The organism is Stenotrophomonas sp. X (assembly GCF_055721025.1).
Window position 1 is genome coordinate 1390763 of sequence record NZ_CM146756.1, and the last position, 16883, is coordinate 1407645.

General features: G+C 67.3%; 14 protein-coding genes. All 14 read right to left on the reverse strand.

Annotated elements, in window-relative coordinates; all coding sequences use genetic code 11:
• Positions 1-430: 430 nt before the first annotated feature.
• Positions 431-2794 (reverse strand): outer membrane protein assembly factor BamA, encoded by a 2364-nt coding sequence (gene bamA / locus ACZ75I_RS06335; RefSeq protein WP_053497093.1) that lies wholly within the window; start codon positions 2792-2794, stop codon positions 431-433.
• Positions 2795-2868: 74 nt separating this feature from the next.
• Positions 2869-4227 (reverse strand): RIP metalloprotease RseP, encoded by a 1359-nt coding sequence (gene rseP / locus ACZ75I_RS06340; protein ID WP_061480177.1) that lies wholly within the window; start codon positions 4225-4227, stop codon positions 2869-2871.
• 55 nt (positions 4228-4282) lie between these two features.
• Positions 4283-5473 (reverse strand): 1-deoxy-D-xylulose-5-phosphate reductoisomerase, encoded by a 1191-nt coding sequence (locus ACZ75I_RS06345; protein WP_065197094.1) that lies wholly within the window; start codon positions 5471-5473, stop codon positions 4283-4285.
• Between the two features lie 2 nt (positions 5474-5475).
• Positions 5476-6312, reverse strand: a complete 837-nt coding sequence (locus tag ACZ75I_RS06350; RefSeq protein WP_061480179.1) for a phosphatidate cytidylyltransferase — start codon at positions 6310-6312, stop codon at positions 5476-5478.
• Positions 6309-7076 (reverse strand): polyprenyl diphosphate synthase, encoded by a 768-nt coding sequence (gene uppS, locus ACZ75I_RS06355; protein ID WP_049412139.1) that lies wholly within the window; start codon positions 7074-7076, stop codon positions 6309-6311. Before uppS ends, ACZ75I_RS06350 begins: the two co-directional genes overlap by 4 nt.
• Before the next feature lie 5 nt (positions 7077-7081).
• Entirely contained in the window at positions 7082-7636 is a 555-nt protein-coding gene (frr, locus tag ACZ75I_RS06360; RefSeq protein ID WP_061480180.1) for a ribosome recycling factor, read from the reverse strand.
• Between the two features lie 96 nt (positions 7637-7732).
• Positions 7733-8461, reverse strand: a complete 729-nt coding sequence (gene pyrH / locus ACZ75I_RS06365; RefSeq protein ID WP_005415854.1) for a UMP kinase — start codon at positions 8459-8461, stop codon at positions 7733-7735.
• Between the two features lie 120 nt (positions 8462-8581).
• On the reverse strand, positions 8582-10117 hold the full coding sequence (locus tag ACZ75I_RS06370) for a GGDEF domain-containing protein (RefSeq protein WP_180870751.1): 1536 nt from the start codon (positions 10115-10117) through the stop codon (positions 8582-8584).
• 259 nt (positions 10118-10376) lie between these two features.
• A complete protein-coding gene (gene tsf, locus ACZ75I_RS06375) occupies positions 10377-11252 on the reverse strand; it encodes a translation elongation factor Ts (protein ID WP_180870749.1) in 876 nt (291 codons plus the stop codon).
• Positions 11253-11376: 124 nt separating this feature from the next.
• On the reverse strand, positions 11377-12183 hold the full coding sequence (gene rpsB / locus ACZ75I_RS06380; RefSeq protein WP_005408748.1) for a 30S ribosomal protein S2: 807 nt from the start codon (positions 12181-12183) through the stop codon (positions 11377-11379).
• A 219-nt stretch (positions 12184-12402) separates the two neighbouring features.
• The gene (locus ACZ75I_RS06385; RefSeq protein WP_180870747.1) at positions 12403-13101 is read right to left on the reverse strand and encodes a fimbrial biogenesis chaperone; all 699 of its coding nucleotides are present in this window, start codon (positions 13099-13101) and stop codon (positions 12403-12405) included.
• A complete protein-coding gene (locus ACZ75I_RS06390) occupies positions 13101-13430 on the reverse strand; it encodes a hypothetical protein (protein WP_258009439.1) in 330 nt (109 codons plus the stop codon). The genes ACZ75I_RS06385 and ACZ75I_RS06390 overlap by 1 nt, the downstream gene beginning before the upstream one ends.
• A 42-nt stretch (positions 13431-13472) precedes the next feature.
• Complete coding sequence (locus ACZ75I_RS06395; protein ID WP_472958838.1) at positions 13473-14510, reverse strand: Csu type fimbrial protein; 1038 nt, start codon at positions 14508-14510, stop codon at positions 13473-13475.
• Positions 14507-16879, reverse strand: coding sequence for a fimbria/pilus outer membrane usher protein (locus tag ACZ75I_RS06400; protein WP_472958839.1), 2373 nt, complete (start codon positions 16877-16879; stop codon positions 14507-14509). The genes ACZ75I_RS06395 and ACZ75I_RS06400 overlap by 4 nt, the downstream gene beginning before the upstream one ends.
• Positions 16880-16883: the final 4 nt, after the last annotated feature.

The following is a 16883-nucleotide window of genomic DNA, read 5'->3' on the forward strand; positions in this document are numbered from 1 at the left end:
GAGTTTAACGTGTGACGCCATTTCGGTCATGCAGGGTCAAAAGCGGCGCCTGCCTGATGTCCCGGGGTGATGGCGCAGGGGGCTGCCCAGGACACGCCGTAAACCCATCCCTGGGGGCTCGATGGCGCCATCCATGGCGCCAACGGTCCTGGTCAGCCCCCTGCGCCATCACCAGATGATTTCACGCGAGCGCGGGAAGTAACGGCGGCGAGCAAGTAAAACGGAAACGCCGGGCAATGCCCGGCGCTTCGCACCCCGTCTGGTGGAGAGCCCCCCTTTGTTAAGGGGGGCGCGCCCCTGGGAATCGCAGGAGCGATTCCCAACGTTGCTATGCAACGGCCCGAAGGGCGCATGCCATGGATGGCATGCGTAGCGGCGCGGGGGATAGGTGGAATGCGGGGGCAGTTCTGGCGAACCGCCTCGCGGTTCGTCAGAACTGCCCACCGAACGTGAATTGCAGGCGTTCGATCTTGTCATCGTCTTCCTTCTTCAGCGGGAAGGCGTAGCTGATCGAGATCGGGCCGACCGGGGCGCGCCACAGCAGGGCCACACCGGTGGATACGCGCAGCTCGTTGGCCTTGAAGTTGTCCACGCCGGTATACACGTTGCCGAAGTCGACGAAGGCCGACACGCGCGCCGACGGGCTGTCGAACAGGCGCGGGAAGTAGGCTTCCACCGAACCGACGGTCTTCAGCGAGCCACCCAGCGGCTGGCCTTCCGGATAACCAGTGGTGACTTCGCGCGGGCCGAGGGTGTTGTCCTCGAAGCCGCGTACCGAGTTGGTACCACCGGCGTAGAAGTTCTCGAAGAACGGCAGGCCGCTGGCGGTGACGGTGCGGGTGGTGCCATCCGGATTGGTCAGCGTACGGGTGTAGTCCTTGCCGTAGGCATCGCCGTAGCCGATTTCGGCGCGGGTGTTGATCACCAGCGACGGCATGATCGGCCAGTACTTGCTGATCTGGTAGTTCAGCTTGTAGTACTCGATGGTCGAACCCGGCAGTGTGGTTTCCAGGCCCACGCGCTGGTAGGTACCGCGGGTCGGCATGAAGTAGTCGTTGCGCGAGTCGCGCGCCCAGCCCAGCTCGGTGCGCCAGGCATGGAAGGTGCGCTTACCGACGGCGTTGATGTAGTCGATGATCGACTGCGGGGTCGAGCCCTGGTAGGTGGTGATCTGGTTGCTGTCGATGCCGAACATCAGCGAGACGGTATCGGTCTCGGTCAGCGGCACACCGAACACCACCTGCGCGGCACCGTTGGTGCTGTTGTACTGCGCGGTGTTGAAGTCGGAGTAATCCAGTTCGCGCCAGGACAGGTTGTAGCCCAGCGACACGCCGTCATCGGTGAAGTACGGGTTGGTGTAGCTGAAGCCGTAGCGCTGCAGGTAGCTGCTGCGCGAGGCTTCGACCGACACGCGGTTGCCGCCGCCGAGGAAGTTGTTCTGCGACAGCTGCACCGAGGTGGTCATGCCGTAGGACTGCGAGTAACCCAGGCCGAACACGAAGCTGCCCGAGGTGGTTTCCTTGACGTTGTAGACGACGTCGACCTGGTCGTTGCTGCCGCTGACGGCCGGGGTTTCCACTTCCACCGATTCGAAGTAGCCCAGGCGCTGCAGGCGGATCTTGGAGCGGTCGATCGCGGCCTGCGAGTACCAGCTGTTCTCGAACTGGCGCATTTCGCGACGCATCACTTCATCGGACGTGCGGGTGTTGCCGCGGAACAGGATGCGGCGCACCGACACGCGCGGGCCGGGCACGACCTGCATGTTGATGGCCACGGTCTGCTCGGCGCGGTTGGTGGTCGGGATCGGGTTCACCTTGGCGAACGCGTAGCCGATGTTGGACAGCGAATTGGTGATGGTGTCCGAGCTGAACTCCAGCAGGGCACGCGAGAACGTGTCGCCGGACTTCTGGATCACCATGCGCTCGACGTCCTCCTGCGGGAGGATGGTGTCGCCGCTGACCTTGATCTCGGAAATCTTGTACTGCGCGCCCTCGGTCACGCCCGCGGTCAGGAACATGTCGCGCTTGTCGGGGCTGATCGAGACCTGGGTGGAATCGATGCTGAAATCGACGTAGCCGCGATCCAGGTACCAGGAGTTGAGCTTTTCCAGGTCGCCGGACAGCTTTTCCTTGGAGTACTGGTCGTCACGGCGGTACCACGACGCCCAGTTGTGCTCCTTGGACTCCCAGGTCTCCAGGATGTCCTTGCTCTCGAACTTTTCGGTGCCCACCAGGTTGACGTGGCGGATCTTGGCGGCCTTGCCTTCCTTGATGGCGATGGCGATGTCCACGCGGTTGCGGTCCAGCGGGCTCACCGTCGGGGTGATGTCGACGTTGTACTTGCCACGGTCGTTGTACTGGCGGCGCAGTTCCTGGGTCACGCGGTCCAGGCTCAGGCGATCGAAGGTGCCGCCCTCGGTCAGGCCGATGTCGGACAGGCCCTTGAGCAGCTGGTCGGACTTGATGTCCTTGTTGCCGGTCACGGTCAGCTTGTTGATCGCCGGGCGTTCCTTGACGGTCACCACCAGGATCGTGCCCTGGCGGTCCAGCTGCACGTCTTCGAAGAAGCCGGTCTTGTACAGGGCGCGGATCGTCTCGCCGACCTTGTTGTCGGTGATCGTCTCGCCGCGTTCCACCGGCAGGTAGGTGAACACCGTGCCCGAGCTGATGCGCTGCAGGCCATCGACGCGGATGTCGCTGACAGTGAAGGGCTCGGCTGCCTGGGCCAGGGCGGGAGCGCCGGTGACGGCGGCGAGGGCGAGGGCCAGCAGGCGGCGATTGGGGAGTCGCGTCATGTCACGTCCGGTAGGAAGGTCGATTTCATTGGTGCGGGATGCCGACGCTGTAGACGGCAACAACGTGGAAAAGTTCATCGCGGGACCAGGCCGAGGATGTCGTTGTAGAACGCCAACCCCATCAGCCCGGCCAGCAACGCCAGGCCGATGTATTGGCCGGCGGCGATGGCACGCTCGCTCAGCGGGCTGCCCTTGACCAACTCGATAAGGTAATACAGCAGGTGGCCGCCGTCCAAGATCGGGATCGGCAGCAGGTTGATGATGCACAGGCTGAGCGACAGCAGGGCCAGGAACTGCAGGAACCAGTCGAGGCCGCGCTTGGCCGAGACATTGGCCACGCGGGCGATGGTGACCGGCCCGGAAACGTTCTGCAGCGAGGCCTTGCCGGTCACGATGCGACCCATCATGCCCAGCGAGTCGGCGGCCAGGCGGCCGGTCTCGCGCACCGCCACGGTCACCGCATCCAGCGGGCCATAGCGCAGCAGGGTGTCATAGGCGGGGCTGTAGCTGGTGGGGAAGCCGACGCCGATCTGCCAGACCGGATTGCCCTTGCCGTCCTTGCCCTGGCGCGGGGTGACTTCCAGCGCCAGGCGCTCGCCGCCACGCAGGACCTCGATCATTCCCGGCCCGCCGGCACGGCCCAGGGCCTGGATCTCGCCGATCACCTGGTCGACGCTGTCGATGCGCTGGCCGTCGATGGCCACGATCAGGTCGCCTGGCTGCAGTTGCCCTGCCACCACGGAGTCCGCAGTCAGCGACTCCACTTGCGCCGGCTGCAGCCACGACTGCCAGTGCAGGCCAGCCAGGATCGGCACCCGCCGCTCATCGAAACCCGCCGGCAGCTGCGACAGCGGCAGGGTGCGCGTGCGTACCTGGTCGGCCGTATCCAGCACTTCCAGCTTCACGTCGCGGCGGTCCATCGCGGCTGCGGTCAGCGCCATGCTGGCCTCGCCGAGGGTGACCACCTGGCGGTCGTCCACGCGCAGCACGCGGTCGCCGCTGGCCAGGCCGGCACTGGCGGCGATGCCGCTGACACGGCCGATGGTGGGCGAGTAATCCTGCTTGCCGATCACGAACATCGCCCACAGCAGCAGGATGCACAGCAGCAGATTGGCGATCGGGCCGGCGGCAACGATCGCGATGCGCTGCCAGACGGTCTTGTGGTTGAAGGCCTGGCCGCGCTCGTGCGGGTGGACTTCGACCTCGCGTTCGTCGAGGAACTTCACGTAACCGCCCAGCGGGATGGCGGCGATGGCGAACTCGGTGCCGTGCCGGTCGCGGCGCGACCACAGTGGCCGGCCGAAGCCGACCGAGAAACGCAGGATCTTGACCCCGCACAGGCGCCCGACCCAGTAATGCCCGAACTCGTGAAAGGTGACCAGCAGCCCGAGGCTGACGATCATCCACCAGACCGATCCGATGAAGTCAGTCATGCAGGCTCACAGTGGTGGGCAAGGGCGGCGGCGTCATGCTGGGCGAGGCGGTCGTTCAGGCGGCGTCGATGGCGTTCAGGGTGAGCTGGCGTGCCCGCTGGTCGGCGGACAACAGGACCTCCAGTGTATCGGCTGGCTGGGTCGGCAGTGTTGAAAGAGCGTTAGCAACCAGCTCCGGGATCGTCAGGAAACCGATCCGGCCCTGAAGAAACGCTGAAACCGCCTCTTCATTGGCGGCGTTCAGCACCGCCGGCGCGGTGCCGCCGGCCTGCATCGCCTGCCAGGCCAGCGCCAGGCAGGGGAAGGCGTCGGTATCCGGGGCCTCGAAATCCAGGCGGCCCTGGGCCAGCAGGTCCAGCCCGGCCACGCCCGATTCGATGCGCTGCGGCCAGCCCAGGCCAACGGCGAGGGTGGTGCGCATGTCCGGCAGGCCCATCTGGGCCAGGGTCGAGCCATCGACGAACTCGACCAGCGAATGGACCAGGCTCTGCGGGTGCACCAGCACCTCGATGCGCTCGCCGGGCACGCCGAACAGGTGGTGGGCCTCGATGACTTCCAGGCCCTTGTTCATCAACGTCGCCGAATCGACCGAGATCTTCGGCCCCATCGACCACTTGGGGTGGGCAACGGCCTGGGCGGGGGTGACCTGGGCCAGCTCGGCGCGGCTGCGGCCACGGAACGGGCCGCCGGAGGCGGTCAGCAGGATCCGGCGCACGCCGGCGCCGTCGACACTGGCATCGCGCGAGCGCAGGCACTGGAAGATCGCGCTGTGCTCGCTGTCGATCGGGATGATTTCGGCACCGGCACGTTCGGCCGTCCGGGTCAGCAGTTCGCCGGCCAGCACCAGCGATTCCTTGTTGGCCAGCAGGATGCGCTTGCCGGCGGCGGCGGCAGCCAGGGTCGAGGACAGGCCGGCCGCGCCGACGATGGCCGCGACCACGGTATCGCAGGCATCGCTGGCGGCCAGCTGGTCCAGCGCGGCCTGGCCGGCATGAGCCTCGGTGGCCAGTCCGGCCTCGCGCAGGCCGTCACGCAGCTCGGCGAACAGCGATGCGTCGGCGATCACCGCGTGCGCGGGTCTGTGCTGGCGGCACAGCGCCAGCAGCGCCTGCACCTGGCGGCCGGCAGCGAGCACCGTGGCCTGGTAGCGGTGCGGGTGGCGGGCGATCACGTCCAGCGTGGAGGCGCCGATCGAGCCGGTAGCGCCGAACACGGCGACCCGGCGCAGGTCTGCAGCTGCATTCATGGTCAGAACCCGAAGATTTCCTTGCCCAGCGCGAACACCGGCACGGCGGCGAGGACGCCGTCGACCCGGTCGAGCACGCCACCGTGGCCCGGGATCAGGTGGCCCGAGTCCTTGGCGCCGGCATGGCGCTTGATCAGGCTCTCGAACAGGTCGCCCAGGACCGAGGCGAACACCGCCACCACCGCGGTGATCAACAGGCCGGGCAGGTGTGCGGCATCGATGCCAGCCAGCCAGCCCAGGCCGAGGGCCACGGCGACACCGGCCAGCAGGCCGCCGAACAGGCCTTCCCAGGTCTTGTTGGGGCTGATCCGCGGCGCCAGCTTGTGCTTGCCGAAATGGCGGCCAGCGAAATAGGCGCCCGAGTCGGCCGCCCACACCAGCGCCAGCGCAGCCAGCAGCCACAGGTGGCCCTGCTGGCCCGGCGGATCGCCGCCAGCATGGATCAGCACCAGCGCGGCCCACGCCGGCACGATGGCCAGGGTACCGGCCAGCATCTTCAGGATCCGCGAGGGTGCCGACGGCTGCGCACCGAAGTTGAAGAAGCGCAACCAGACCAGCGCGGCCAGCCACCAGGCAACGCCGGCCAGCGTGGTTATCTGGAACAGGACCAGGGTGCTGCCATCGGCCCAGACCAGCAGCACCATCAGCAGCAGGTTCAGCACCAGCAGCACAGTGCGCGCCAGGGTGTCTTCGATACCGGCCAGCTTCAGCCATTCCCACAGGCCGATCAGCAGCACGGCGGCGGCGGCGGCGGCCAGCCATTGCGTAGGCAGCAGCAGGATCGCCGCAATGGCTAGCGGCGCCATGATCAGCGCGGCAAGGACTCGGGTCTTGGTCATGGGCTGGAAGTCTCGGTGGCCAGTGCGGCAATCTGGGCGCTGGTCAGGCCGAAACGACGCTCGCGACCGGCATAGGCGTCGAGCGCCTGCTGCAGCTGCCCGGCGTCGAAGTCCGGCCACAGGGCCTCGGTGAACCACAGTTCGGTATAGGCGAGCTGCCACAGCAGGAAGTTGCTGATGCGGGTGTCGCCGCCGGTGCGGATGAACAGGTCCGGCGGCGGCAGGTCGGCCAGGGCCACCTGGCTGCCCAGCAGCGATTCATCGATCTGCTCGGGCAGAAGGCGACCGGCCGCCACTTCGACGGCCAGGGCGCGCGCGGCGCGGGCGATGTCCTGGCGGCCACCGTAGCTGGCGGCGATCGACAGGGTCAGGGTGGTGTTGTCGGCGGTGCGCTGCTCGGCCAGCTGCATGCGGCTGACCAGCCCGGCGCCGAAGCGCTCGCGTTCGCCGATGAAGCGCACGCGCACGCCACGCCGGTGCAGCTCGTCCACTTCGCGGTCGAGTGCACCGAGGAACAGCTTCATCAGCGCGTCCACTTCCTCCTGCGGCCGGCCCCAGTTCTCGCTGGAGAAGGCGAACAGGGTCAGCGCCGGAATGCCCAGTTCAAGGCAGCGCTCGATGGTGCGGTTGACCGCGCGCGCGCCGGCACGGTGGCCGATCACGCGGGGGCGACGGCGCTGCTGTGCCCAACGCCCATTGCCATCCATGATGATGGCAATGTGGCGGGGCAGGGAGGCAGGCAACGGAGGCGGGACTGAAGGCATCGACTTCAGACCGACAGCAGTTCTTTTTCCTTGTCGGAAACGACCTTGTCGACGTCCTTGATGTTGGCGTCGGTCAGCTTCTGGATGTCGTCTTCGCCGCGCTTCTTCTCGTCTTCGCTGATCGCCTTGTCCTTGACCAGCTTGGCGATTTCCTTGTTCGCGTCCTGACGGATGTTGCGGATCGCGATCTTGGCGCCTTCCCCTTCCTTCTGCACCTGCTTGACCAGCTCCTTGCGGCGCTCTTCGGTCGGCGGCGGCATGTTGATGCGGATCGCGGTGCCCAGCGTGTTCGGAGTGAACTCGGCGTTGTAGAGACCCTTTTCGATCTCCTTGATCATGCCTTTGTCGAACGGGGTGACCAGCAGCGAGTGGGCGTCGGCGTTGGAGATCGACGCGACCTGGTTCAGCGGGGTGCTGGCGTTGCCATAGGCGCTGACCGTCACGCGGTCCAGCAGGGCCGGGGTGGCACGGCCGGTCCGGATGGAGGTGAGGGTGTGCTTCAGAGCGTCAATGCTCTTGGCCATGCGCGTCTGCGCGTTGTTCTTGATGTCGTTGAGCATCGCCCGGTCCTGGATGTATCTGGAATCGGGCGATTATAGGCGAATACGGGACGCTGCCGGGCCTGAATCGGCCCGGTTGTCGCTTTGCGCTCAGGCTCAGGCCGGGTCGCGGCCCTGGACCAGGGTGCCGATGTTCGCGCCGTTGAGGATCTTCAGCAGTTCGCCCGGCTGGCCCATGTCGAACACGCGCATCGGCAGGTCGCTGTCGCGGGCCAGAGCGAAGGCCGCCGTGTCCATCACTTCCAGGCCGCGGCGGATCACTTCGTCGTAGCTCAGGCTGTCGAAGCGGACCGCATCGCTGTGCTTGTTCGGGTCTTTGTCGTACACGCCATCGACCTTGGTGGCCTTCAGCAGCAGGTCAGCGCCGATCTCGATCGCGCGCAGCGCGGCGCCGGAGTCGGTGGTGAAGAACGGGCTGCCGACGCCGGCAGCGAAGATCACCAGGCGGCCCTTTTCCAGGTGGCGGATGGCGCGGCGGCGGATGTAGTCCTCGCACACGTCGTTGATCTTGATTGCGCTCATCACCCGGGCCTTGGCACCCAGCTTCTCGAGGGCGTCCTGCATGGCCAGGGCGTTGATGACGGTGGCCAGCATGCCCATCTGGTCGCCGGTTACGCGGTCCATGCCGCCGGCGGCCAGACCGGCGCCGCGGAAGATGTTGCCACCTCCGATCACCAGCGCGACCTCGGCACCGGCCTGCTGGGCTTCGATGACCTCACGGGCGAGGCGATTGATGATCTTCGGGTCGATGCCGTAGTCCTCGTCTCCCATCAGCGCCTCCCCGGACAGTTTCAGAAGGATGCGGCGATAGGCGAGCTTGGACATGGGGACCTCGGGTGCGTGGAAATCGCGGGCGATTCTACGCGCATGCGGCGTTGTGCCAAAGTGTTTTGTGCACTGCGGCGCAGAATCCGGTGGTTCGCCCGGTCGGCCGGGGCGTCCCGTTCAGCCCAGTTCGGCGCTGGCCGTGGCCGACAGCTCGTCATGGCCCAGCGCCCCCGGCGAGCGGGCGATCACCCGGTTGCGGCCCAGGTTCTTGGAGCGGTACAGCACGTCGTCGGCCGCGCGCAGCAGGTCCTGGACGTCGGCGAAGCGCTCGTAGCCGCCTTGGGTGGCCACGCCGGCGGAGAAGGTGACGAACAGCGGACCACCCTCCAGCTCGGCCATCGGCGTGGCGACGATGTTGGCCAGCACCCGGCGGATCACGTCCAGGGCCACGCTTTCGCTGGTGTTGGGCAGCAGCGCGACGAACTCCTCGCCGCCGAAGCGGGCCACGGTGTCGCTGTTGCGCAACTGGCCCTGCAGCTTGCCGGCGAAGGCGCGCAGCACCTCGTCGCCGGTCAGGTGGCCGTGGGCGTCGTTGATCTTCTTGAAGTCGTCCAGGTCGATGAAGGCCACCGACAGTGGCCAGCCCTGGCGGCCGGCACGCAGGAATTCCTGCTCCAGCACCGCTTCCAGCTGGCGGCGGTTGAGCACGCCTGTCAATGCATCACGATGGGCCTGGTCGGCCAGGCGCTTGGCGCGCGCCTCGAATTCGTCGGCACGGCGGCGTGCCTGGTCGGCATCCTGCAGTTCGCGCAGGTTGCGCAGCGTGGCCAGTTCCTGCGCGTGATCGATCAGCTCGCGTACCCGCGCCGGCGAATTGAGGCTGGCATCGAACAGGCTGGCGATGTCGGGCAAGGCCTCGCTGATGCGGGCCAGCACCTGGTCGAAGCGCGCGCTGTCCAGCTCCAGGCGGTCGTGCACCTGCTGCAGTGCGCGCTCGCGCGCGGCATCGGCATCGTTATCCAGCCAGATGTCGGCCACTGCGCCGGACAGTTGCACGCAGACCTGGAATGGCGATTCGGCGGCGTCCTCGTCCTCGCTGTGGCTGATGCTCTCCACCAGGTAACGTGGCAGGCCCCATTGCTCGGCCACCCAGGCGCCGACGTCGGCGTGGCTGCAGCCCAGCGCCTCGCGCTCGCGGGAAACCAGGTCGATGTTGTCGCGTGCCTCGCGCAGCAGTGGCAGGTAGCGCTCCGATTCGGCCTGGGCCAGGCACAGCACGCCCAGGTCCTGCAGCAGTCCGGCCAGCATCAGCTCCTCCAGCCGGCGCAGGCCGCGCGCCTGGCCCAGTTGGCTGGCGGCCAGGGCACTGAGGATGCTGCGCTTCCACGCGCGCTGGCGCAGGTCATGATCGGCGCCACCGCCGGCCAGGCCCTGGGTGACGGTGAAGCCGAGGGCGAGGCTGATCGTGGCGTTCAGGCCCAGCATGGTCAGCGCCTGGCCGAGGTTCTCGATCCGACGGCGGCTGGCATACAGCGGCGAATTGGCGATGCGCAGCATGCGAGCGCTCAGCGCCATGTCGATGGCGATGATGTCGGCGGCGGTGGCGATGTCCGCTTCCGGGTCCTGAGCCAGTTCGATGATGCGCAGGGCAATACCGGGTGGCGAAGGCAGGTTGCGGCAGAGCGCCAGGGCAGCTGTCAGCTCGGGAGGCATGTCGGGTCGTTCAATTCCATTGGGACAAGAATACCTAGGAATGCATCACAGTCCGCGATTTTCGTTCCTGCTAAGTGACTGAGGATTCCCTGCGACTGAGTATCGGCTTGATTCGAGCGCAACGCAAAGGTGCCGGTTGTGCGCACCAACGGTGCGCACCCATCGAGGGGCCATGGGTTAATCCCTGGGCCCATGCATAAAAAAAGAGCCGCGGTTTCCCGCGGCTCCTTCTGGTCGCTTCACAGCCGGAGGGCTGGAATCAGACCTGCATCGCCTTGGCAACTTCGGCGGCGTAGTCTTCCACCACCTTTTCGATGCCTTCGCCGACGATCAGCAGCTTGAAGCCTGCCACGTCCGCACCAGCGGCCTTGACCACCTGCTCGACGGTGGTGTCGCCCAGCACGTAGGTCTGGCCGTACAGGGTCACGTCGCTGACGATCTTGTTGATCTTGCCGCTGATGATCTTTTCCAGGATGTCGGCCGGCTTGGCCTTGTCCTTCTCGGTCATCTTGGCCAGCTCGATTTCCTTTTCCTTTTCGACGAAGTCAGCCGGAACGTCCGCAGCCTTGTTGTGCGGCGGCTTCAGCGCGGCCACGTGCATGGCCAGGCCGCGGGCCAGCTCGACGTCGCCGCCGACCAGGTCGACCAGCACGCCGACCTTGCCGTTGGTGTGGACGTAGGCGCCGATGTTGCCGGTGGTGTCGACCTTGACCATGCGGCGGATCTGGATGTTCTCGCCCAGGGTCTGCACGGCGGTGGCGCGTGCTTCTTCAACGGTGCGGCCGTCGGCCAGCGTGGCGGCCTTCACGGCTTCGACGTCATTGGCGCCCGATGCCAGGGCAGCGGCGGCGACGGCGTTGACGAAGGACTTGAAGTTGTCATCGTTGGCGACGAAGTCGGTTTCCGAGTTGACTTCGACCAGCACGGCCTTGCCGCCGTCCTGGGCCAGGCCCAGACGGCCTTCGGCGGCCACGCGGTCAGCCTTCTTGTCGGCCTTGGCAGCGCCGGACTTGCGCATGGCTTCAGCAGCGGCGTTGATGTCGCCGTTGGCTTCGGTAAGCGCCTTCTTGCATTCCATCATGCCGGCGCCGGTGCGCTCGCGCAGTTCCTTGACCAGGGAAGCAGTGATTTCCACGGGATTACCTCACGAAAGAAAGGGGTTGGGCCGGCATGGTGGCCGGCCCGTGTGACACGGTCCTGTCACGCGCCAGGGGCTGCGTGCAGGGAGGGTGGACGCCGGGCGTCCACCCGGGCCTGGATCAGGCCTGGGCGTCGTCGCCCTTCTTGGCAGCCTTCTTGGCCGGAGCGCGGCGGGCCGGCTTCTCTTCGCCTTCAGCAGCGGCTTCCGCGAACTCTTCCTCGCGCACCGAAGCGGCGTGCGGCGCAGCGGCCTTGCCTTCCAGTACGGCGTCGGCAGCGGCGCGGGCGTACAGCTGCACAGCGCGGATGGCGTCGTCGTTGCCCGGGATGGCGTAGTCCACCAGTTCCGGGTTGTAGTTGGTGTCGACCACGGCGATGACCGGAATGCCCAGCTTCTTGGCTTCCTTGATCGCGATGTCTTCGTGGCCGATGTCGATCACGAAGATGGCGTCCGGCAGGCGGTTCATGTCCTTGATGCCGCCCAGCGAGGCTTCCAGCTTGTCGCGCTCGCGACGCAGGCCCAGCACTTCGTGCTTGACCAGCTTCTCGAAGGTGCCGTCGGTTTCACCGGCTTCCAGTTCCTTCAGGCGGGCAACCGACTGCTTGACGGTACGGAAGTTGGTCAGGGTGCCGCCCAGCCAACGCTGGTTCATGAACGGCATGCCGCAACGCTCGGCTTCTTCCTTGATGGTTTCGCGGGCGCTGCGCTTGGTGCCCAGGAACAGGACGGTGCCGCGCTTCTGGGCAACCGACGAGATGAAGTTCATCGCATCGTTGAACAGCGGGACGGTCTTTTCCAGGTTGATGATGTGGATCTTGCCGCGGGCGCCGAAGATGTACGGAGCCATCTTCGGGTTCCAGTAGCGGGTCTGGTGGCCGAAGTGGACGCCGGCTTCCAGCATCTGACGCATGGTGACCTGGGGCATTGCAATACTCCTGATAGGGAACCAGCGATTCCGCCCGCGGGATAGGTATGCGGGACGCGTGGAAGCGCGATCGGTTCCGGGGTTGGGCTTCCCTGTTGCCTCCGTGGCCGAACTCCTCGCGGAGCACCCCGGCACGGATGGGGGCAGCAGGTGTGGATTCACCGGTGACGTCCGGTGTGGACGGGCTCCCGCGCACGCAGGCGGCAGGAATCCGGTCGATTATAGCCCGCTGGGGGCGTCCGCTGCAATGGCAGGGTCAGATGCGGCCAGATCGACCTCGCGGCCGTCCTGCAGGCGGGCCCGGAAGTGGCCGCCCACATAGCCATCGGGGCGGGCGGGCAGGGGCCAGCGACGTTCATGGCCTGCGAGGATATAGCCGGCCAGCCCGGCCACCAGCAGCGACGATTGGCCGTCGGCCGCTATGAATCGCAGATCGTGCAGGCGGCCATGCAGCGTACTGGAATTGCTGAGTCGCAGCATGGCCTGAGGCCCATGTGCCTCGACGCGGGCCTGCAGCCAGGCATGCAGCGCTGGCGCCGCTGGGCCGCGGAACAACGGCAGCGAGTAGCGGGGCAATCCCGGCAAGGCCGGCGCCAGTACGATCCGATAGGCCTGTTCACCCACCGATGCTGGCGGACCGCCTGGCAGCAGCCAGACGCGCTGGGTGCTGCCAGGGGCCAGGTCCAGCCGCGCAGGGCTGACCCGGATCCGGTCGCTGGGCTGCAGTCGTTCGGCGTCCAGTTGCTGCTCCCAGGCCAGCACCTGCACCTGGCCCTGCCAGCGGCCGGGCCCCGGATTACGCAGCCACAGTTCGGCGCGGCCGCCTTCGGCGGGTAGCTGCAGGGTGGTCGGCAACAGCTCCAGCGCCGCCGAGGGCTGCGCCAGCAGCAGTCCAAGCAGGATCAGCAGCGCGCGCATCAGTAGATGAGGGTCACGGAGGGCATTGCGCTGTCGTCTGTCGCCGGTGGTGCGAGGTCGCGGACCTGGGGCGGCACCTTGGGGGCGTCACTGCGCTGGTGTGGCGCCGCGCAACGGGGAGCGCCGGCATCGTCGCTGCAGGATTCGACCACGGTCAGCCGGATCTGCAGCGTGCTGCTGCGCGGTTCGGCGCGGGCCGGCGTGCTGGCGACCAGCATCGCCCCGATCAGAAATGCGCGAATCACCTGCCAACCACCGTGCTGAAAGATCTTGCTGCGCGGTATCGGCTGGATGCGCCGCAACTGTAGCGCCGAGCCCGCGCTCGGCACGGCCTTCGTCCGGTGGGTGCCGACCGTTGGTCGGCACGCAGGTCAGTAGGTGATCGTCACCGTCACCAGGTCGTTGTAGGTGCCGGCTGGGGGCTGGCCGGTGACCGGCGGTACCCGGCCGTAGATGGTCAGCTGCTGTGCGCTTCCGGTGCCGGTGCTGCTGGCCGTGTCGACCGTCAGGGTGTTGCCCCAGCGCTGGCTTCGTGCCGGATCCCGGTACAGCTCGTAGGGGAGGTAGTAGGTGCCGCTGCCGATGGTGGTGGCCATGCGCCGGGTGGTGGTGGCGGCAGGATTGTTCTGGCCGTTGTTCAGGCCGACCTGGAAGGCGGTGTTCTTCAGGCAGGTCAGGGTCAGGGTGGCGGTCTGGTCGATGTTGGCCGGGATGCCGCCGGTGACGTTGCCGAAATTCATGTTGGTGGTGACGTAGCTGCCGCATTGCGGCAGCACGTTGGCGGTAGCGGTGAAACTGAAGGCCGCACTCGCGCTGTTGGTACCGGTGGCACCGCCGTTGCAGGTGGCGGGGACGGTGGCGCTACCGGCCAGCACCTCGTTCCAGGCCCAGGTCAGCACCACGCCGGCACCGCTGAAAGTGCTGCTGTACGCGCCGGAGGCGAGGACCTGGTTGGCCGGAATCTGACCGAACAGCTGCACAGTCTGCGCACCACTGCCGCCGGTCAGCAGCGGTACGTTGTAGCTCATGGTCAGCTCCTGCGCTGGCGGCGTGCCGCGCGGGACCAGGCCAGTGACCTGGCCGAAGCTGGCGTTGTTGTACAGCTGGAAATTCATCGTGTCGCTGGTGGAGGTGGCCATCGTGCGGAACGTGGAACTGCTGCCGCCGCCACTGCCTGCGCCGATGCCCACGCAGACGCGCACGCCGGTGGTGGCCAGCAGGCTCAGCGCGGCGGTGGTGCAGGTCACCGTGATGTTGAGGTTGGCCGTGCTCGGGCCGGGTGCATTGCTGTTGATGTTGCCGAACGGCAGGGTCGGATTGGCGACCGCCGTGCAGACCGCTGTGGCACCGGCCGGCGCCGCTGCCAGCAGGCCGGCCCACAGCAGCAGGACGAGCAGCAGCACCCTCATGGCGCCACCTCCGGGATGCACTGCTGCGGCGCCGGCTTCGGGCGGGCACCGGACGCCACCACCTTGGGCGGGTCCGGTACCTTCACCCGGCACGGGCCATGGCTGGTGGTGACGTACAGCACGCTGCCGGCGGCGACATCTTCCAGATAGAGCAGGCCGTCGTAGCCGACCGTGGCCTGGCGACCGTCAGGCAGCTGCACCTCGCTGCCCACCTCCAGAGGCTGGCCGTCCATGGCCAGCAGGGTCAGGCCCAGTGACGACCGCGAACGCAGCTGGAAGGTCACGCGGGTGCCCGCGCGCTGGCGCGGCGTGACCCAGTCCTCGATGCGGTCGGCACGCATGTCTTCGGGCAGGTCCAGGGTGTCGATCGAGACCCGGTTGCGCTGCCAGGACAGCAACGGACTGACCAGCAGCAGGCCGCGATCGTCGGTGACACCGATCAGGCGGTTCTCCAGCCGCACCGGGACGCCGCCGACGCCATTGGTGCTGATCACCGCGAACGCATCGGATACCTCGCGCGTGGCGAAGGCGTGCCCGCCCATCCACACCAGGCTGCCGCTGGCACTGGCGTAGGCATGGTTGAGCCCGCCCTGGCGCGAGGCACCGAAAGAATAGCGGCCGACATCGTTGAGGATGCCGACCTCGGCCAGGCCGCCGTTGCCGTCCTCGCCGTGGCGCAGCTGCGCGCGCCAGCCGACGCCGCCGGCGCTGCCATCGCCGGGCACCGGCTGGGTCACGTCCGCGACCCAGCTCTGGCTGTCGCCGTTGCGCTGGCTGGAGAGGCTGGCCTGGCGATTGTTGCCCAGGCTGGCAGTCATCGACAGATAGATGCTGCGGTCATCGCTGCGGTCCAGGTTCTGGTTCACCGACAGGTAGGCCGACCAGCGTTGGCTCCAGGTGCGCGACCAGAACAGGCTGGCATAGCGGTTGTCGTCGCCGTCGGGGTAGCGCAGGCGCAGATAGCTGGCGCTGAGCGTGCCCAGCCGCAGCAGGTCCAGGCCGACCGTGGCCTGCTCGCTGATGCTTGGTGGCAGGTTGCCTTGCAGCGCGCCCAGGTCGCGGTAGTCGCCGTGACTGCGCACGCTGCGCAGATTGACGTTGAAGCGACGGTTGTTCCAGCTGTAGCCCAGCGCCCATTGCCCACCCTGCAGGCCGTGGTAGTCACTGTGCGCATAGGCGGCATTGAACACGCCGGCGGCGCCGAGCAGCCACCAGCCGCCAATGCCGCCCTGGGCCAGGCCGCCGCCGCCTTCGGCATGCGCCTCGCCGGTGAACGTGTCGGTGACACCGCCGCGCCAGCTGGCGCTGGCCACCGTGCGATCGTCATAGGCGAAGGAGCGCTCGCCGAAATCCCGGCGCAGGTGGCCGACGCCGACCGACCAGTCCGACAGGCTCTTGGCCAGCAGCTGCTGGGTGCCGTAGAAACTGAAGTCCAGCGTCTGCATTCGGCCGAATGCGTCGGTCACCACCACCTGCGCGTTGCCGGTGCCGCTGATGCCGGGTTGTGCTGCGAGCTGGAAGGGACCGACCGGCACCTGCCCGCTGTACTGGCGCAGGCCATCGACATACAGCTCGACCGTGGAGGGCACCACGGCCTGGCCGAGGAAACTCGGCGTGGGCGTCAGCACGCGGTAGGGCTGCAGGCCATAGTTGCGGCCGATCTGCAGGCCACCCAGGCGCACGGGGCGGGTCCAGTCGACGAACCCGCTGTAGAAGTCGCCGACCTCCAGGGTCGTTGCGCTATCGGGGAAATCCAGGCTCCAACGCGTGTCCAGGCGCACGCTCTCGCCGCGCCAATGGCGGTCGCCGGGTTGCTGGTAGCGGCGGCTGATGGCGGTGTTCTCGAAAGTGCCATTCCCGATACCGAATACGCGCAGCTCCGAGCTCAGGCTGAGGTTGCCGAGCGTGTCCACCTGGCTGCCGTAGACGTCGTAGTTGAGCAGCACGCCGGGCGAGGCGCTGCCGGTGGGGGCGCGCGTCTGCGGGCGGCTGAGCACGGTGGTGGGCAGTGTCAGCTGGTCCAGCGGCACGTCCAGCGCCAGGGTCTGCATGTGGGCGTCGTAGCGCACCACCGCACCGCTGATCTGGTCCAGGTAGACCGGTGCATCGCCGCTGGCGTTGAAGCCGAGCTGGCGCAGCACTTCGGGGCTGGCCTGCAGCCGGCCACGGTTCTCGGTGAACGGCAGCAGGCCGCGCGGCGTGCTGTTGAGCGACACATCCAGGTACAGCGTCTGGCTGGCGGTCAGCGGGGTGGGGGGTGGCAGGATCGCATCGGCCGACACGCCGGATACATCAGCCGCCGTGGCCACGCCGGACACATCGGCAGCCTCGGTCGCCGCGGGAACCAGGGCAGCCAGCAACGCGCCCATCATG

Bases quoted from the DNA above. Each gene is read 5' to 3' on its own strand.
- bamA (WP_053497093.1), bottom strand. From the start codon at position 2,794: ATGACGCGACTCCCCAATCGCCGCCTGCTGGCCCTCGCCCTCGCCGCC.
- rseP (WP_061480177.1), bottom strand. From the start codon at position 4,227: ATGACTGACTTCATCGGATCGGTCTGGTGGATGATCGTCAGCCTCGGG.
- ACZ75I_RS06345 (WP_065197094.1), bottom strand. From the start codon at position 5,473: ATGAATGCAGCTGCAGACCTGCGCCGGGTCGCCGTGTTCGGCGCTACC.
- ACZ75I_RS06350 (WP_061480179.1), bottom strand. From the start codon at position 6,312: ATGACCAAGACCCGAGTCCTTGCCGCGCTGATCATGGCGCCGCTAGCC.
- uppS (WP_049412139.1), bottom strand. From the start codon at position 7,076: ATGCCTTCAGTCCCGCCTCCGTTGCCTGCCTCCCTGCCCCGCCACATT.
- frr (WP_061480180.1), bottom strand. From the start codon at position 7,636: ATGCTCAACGACATCAAGAACAACGCGCAGACGCGCATGGCCAAGAGC.
- pyrH (WP_005415854.1), bottom strand. From the start codon at position 8,461: ATGTCCAAGCTCGCCTATCGCCGCATCCTTCTGAAACTGTCCGGGGAG.
- ACZ75I_RS06370 (WP_180870751.1), bottom strand. From the start codon at position 10,117: ATGCCTCCCGAGCTGACAGCTGCCCTGGCGCTCTGCCGCAACCTGCCT.
- rpsB (WP_005408748.1), bottom strand. From the start codon at position 12,183: ATGCCCCAGGTCACCATGCGTCAGATGCTGGAAGCCGGCGTCCACTTC.
- ACZ75I_RS06385 (WP_180870747.1), bottom strand. From the start codon at position 13,101: ATGCGCGCGCTGCTGATCCTGCTTGGACTGCTGCTGGCGCAGCCCTCG.
- ACZ75I_RS06395 (WP_472958838.1), bottom strand. From the start codon at position 14,510: ATGAGGGTGCTGCTGCTCGTCCTGCTGCTGTGGGCCGGCCTGCTGGCA.
- ACZ75I_RS06400 (WP_472958839.1), bottom strand. From the start codon at position 16,879: ATGGGCGCGTTGCTGGCTGCCCTGGTTCCCGCGGCGACCGAGGCTGCC.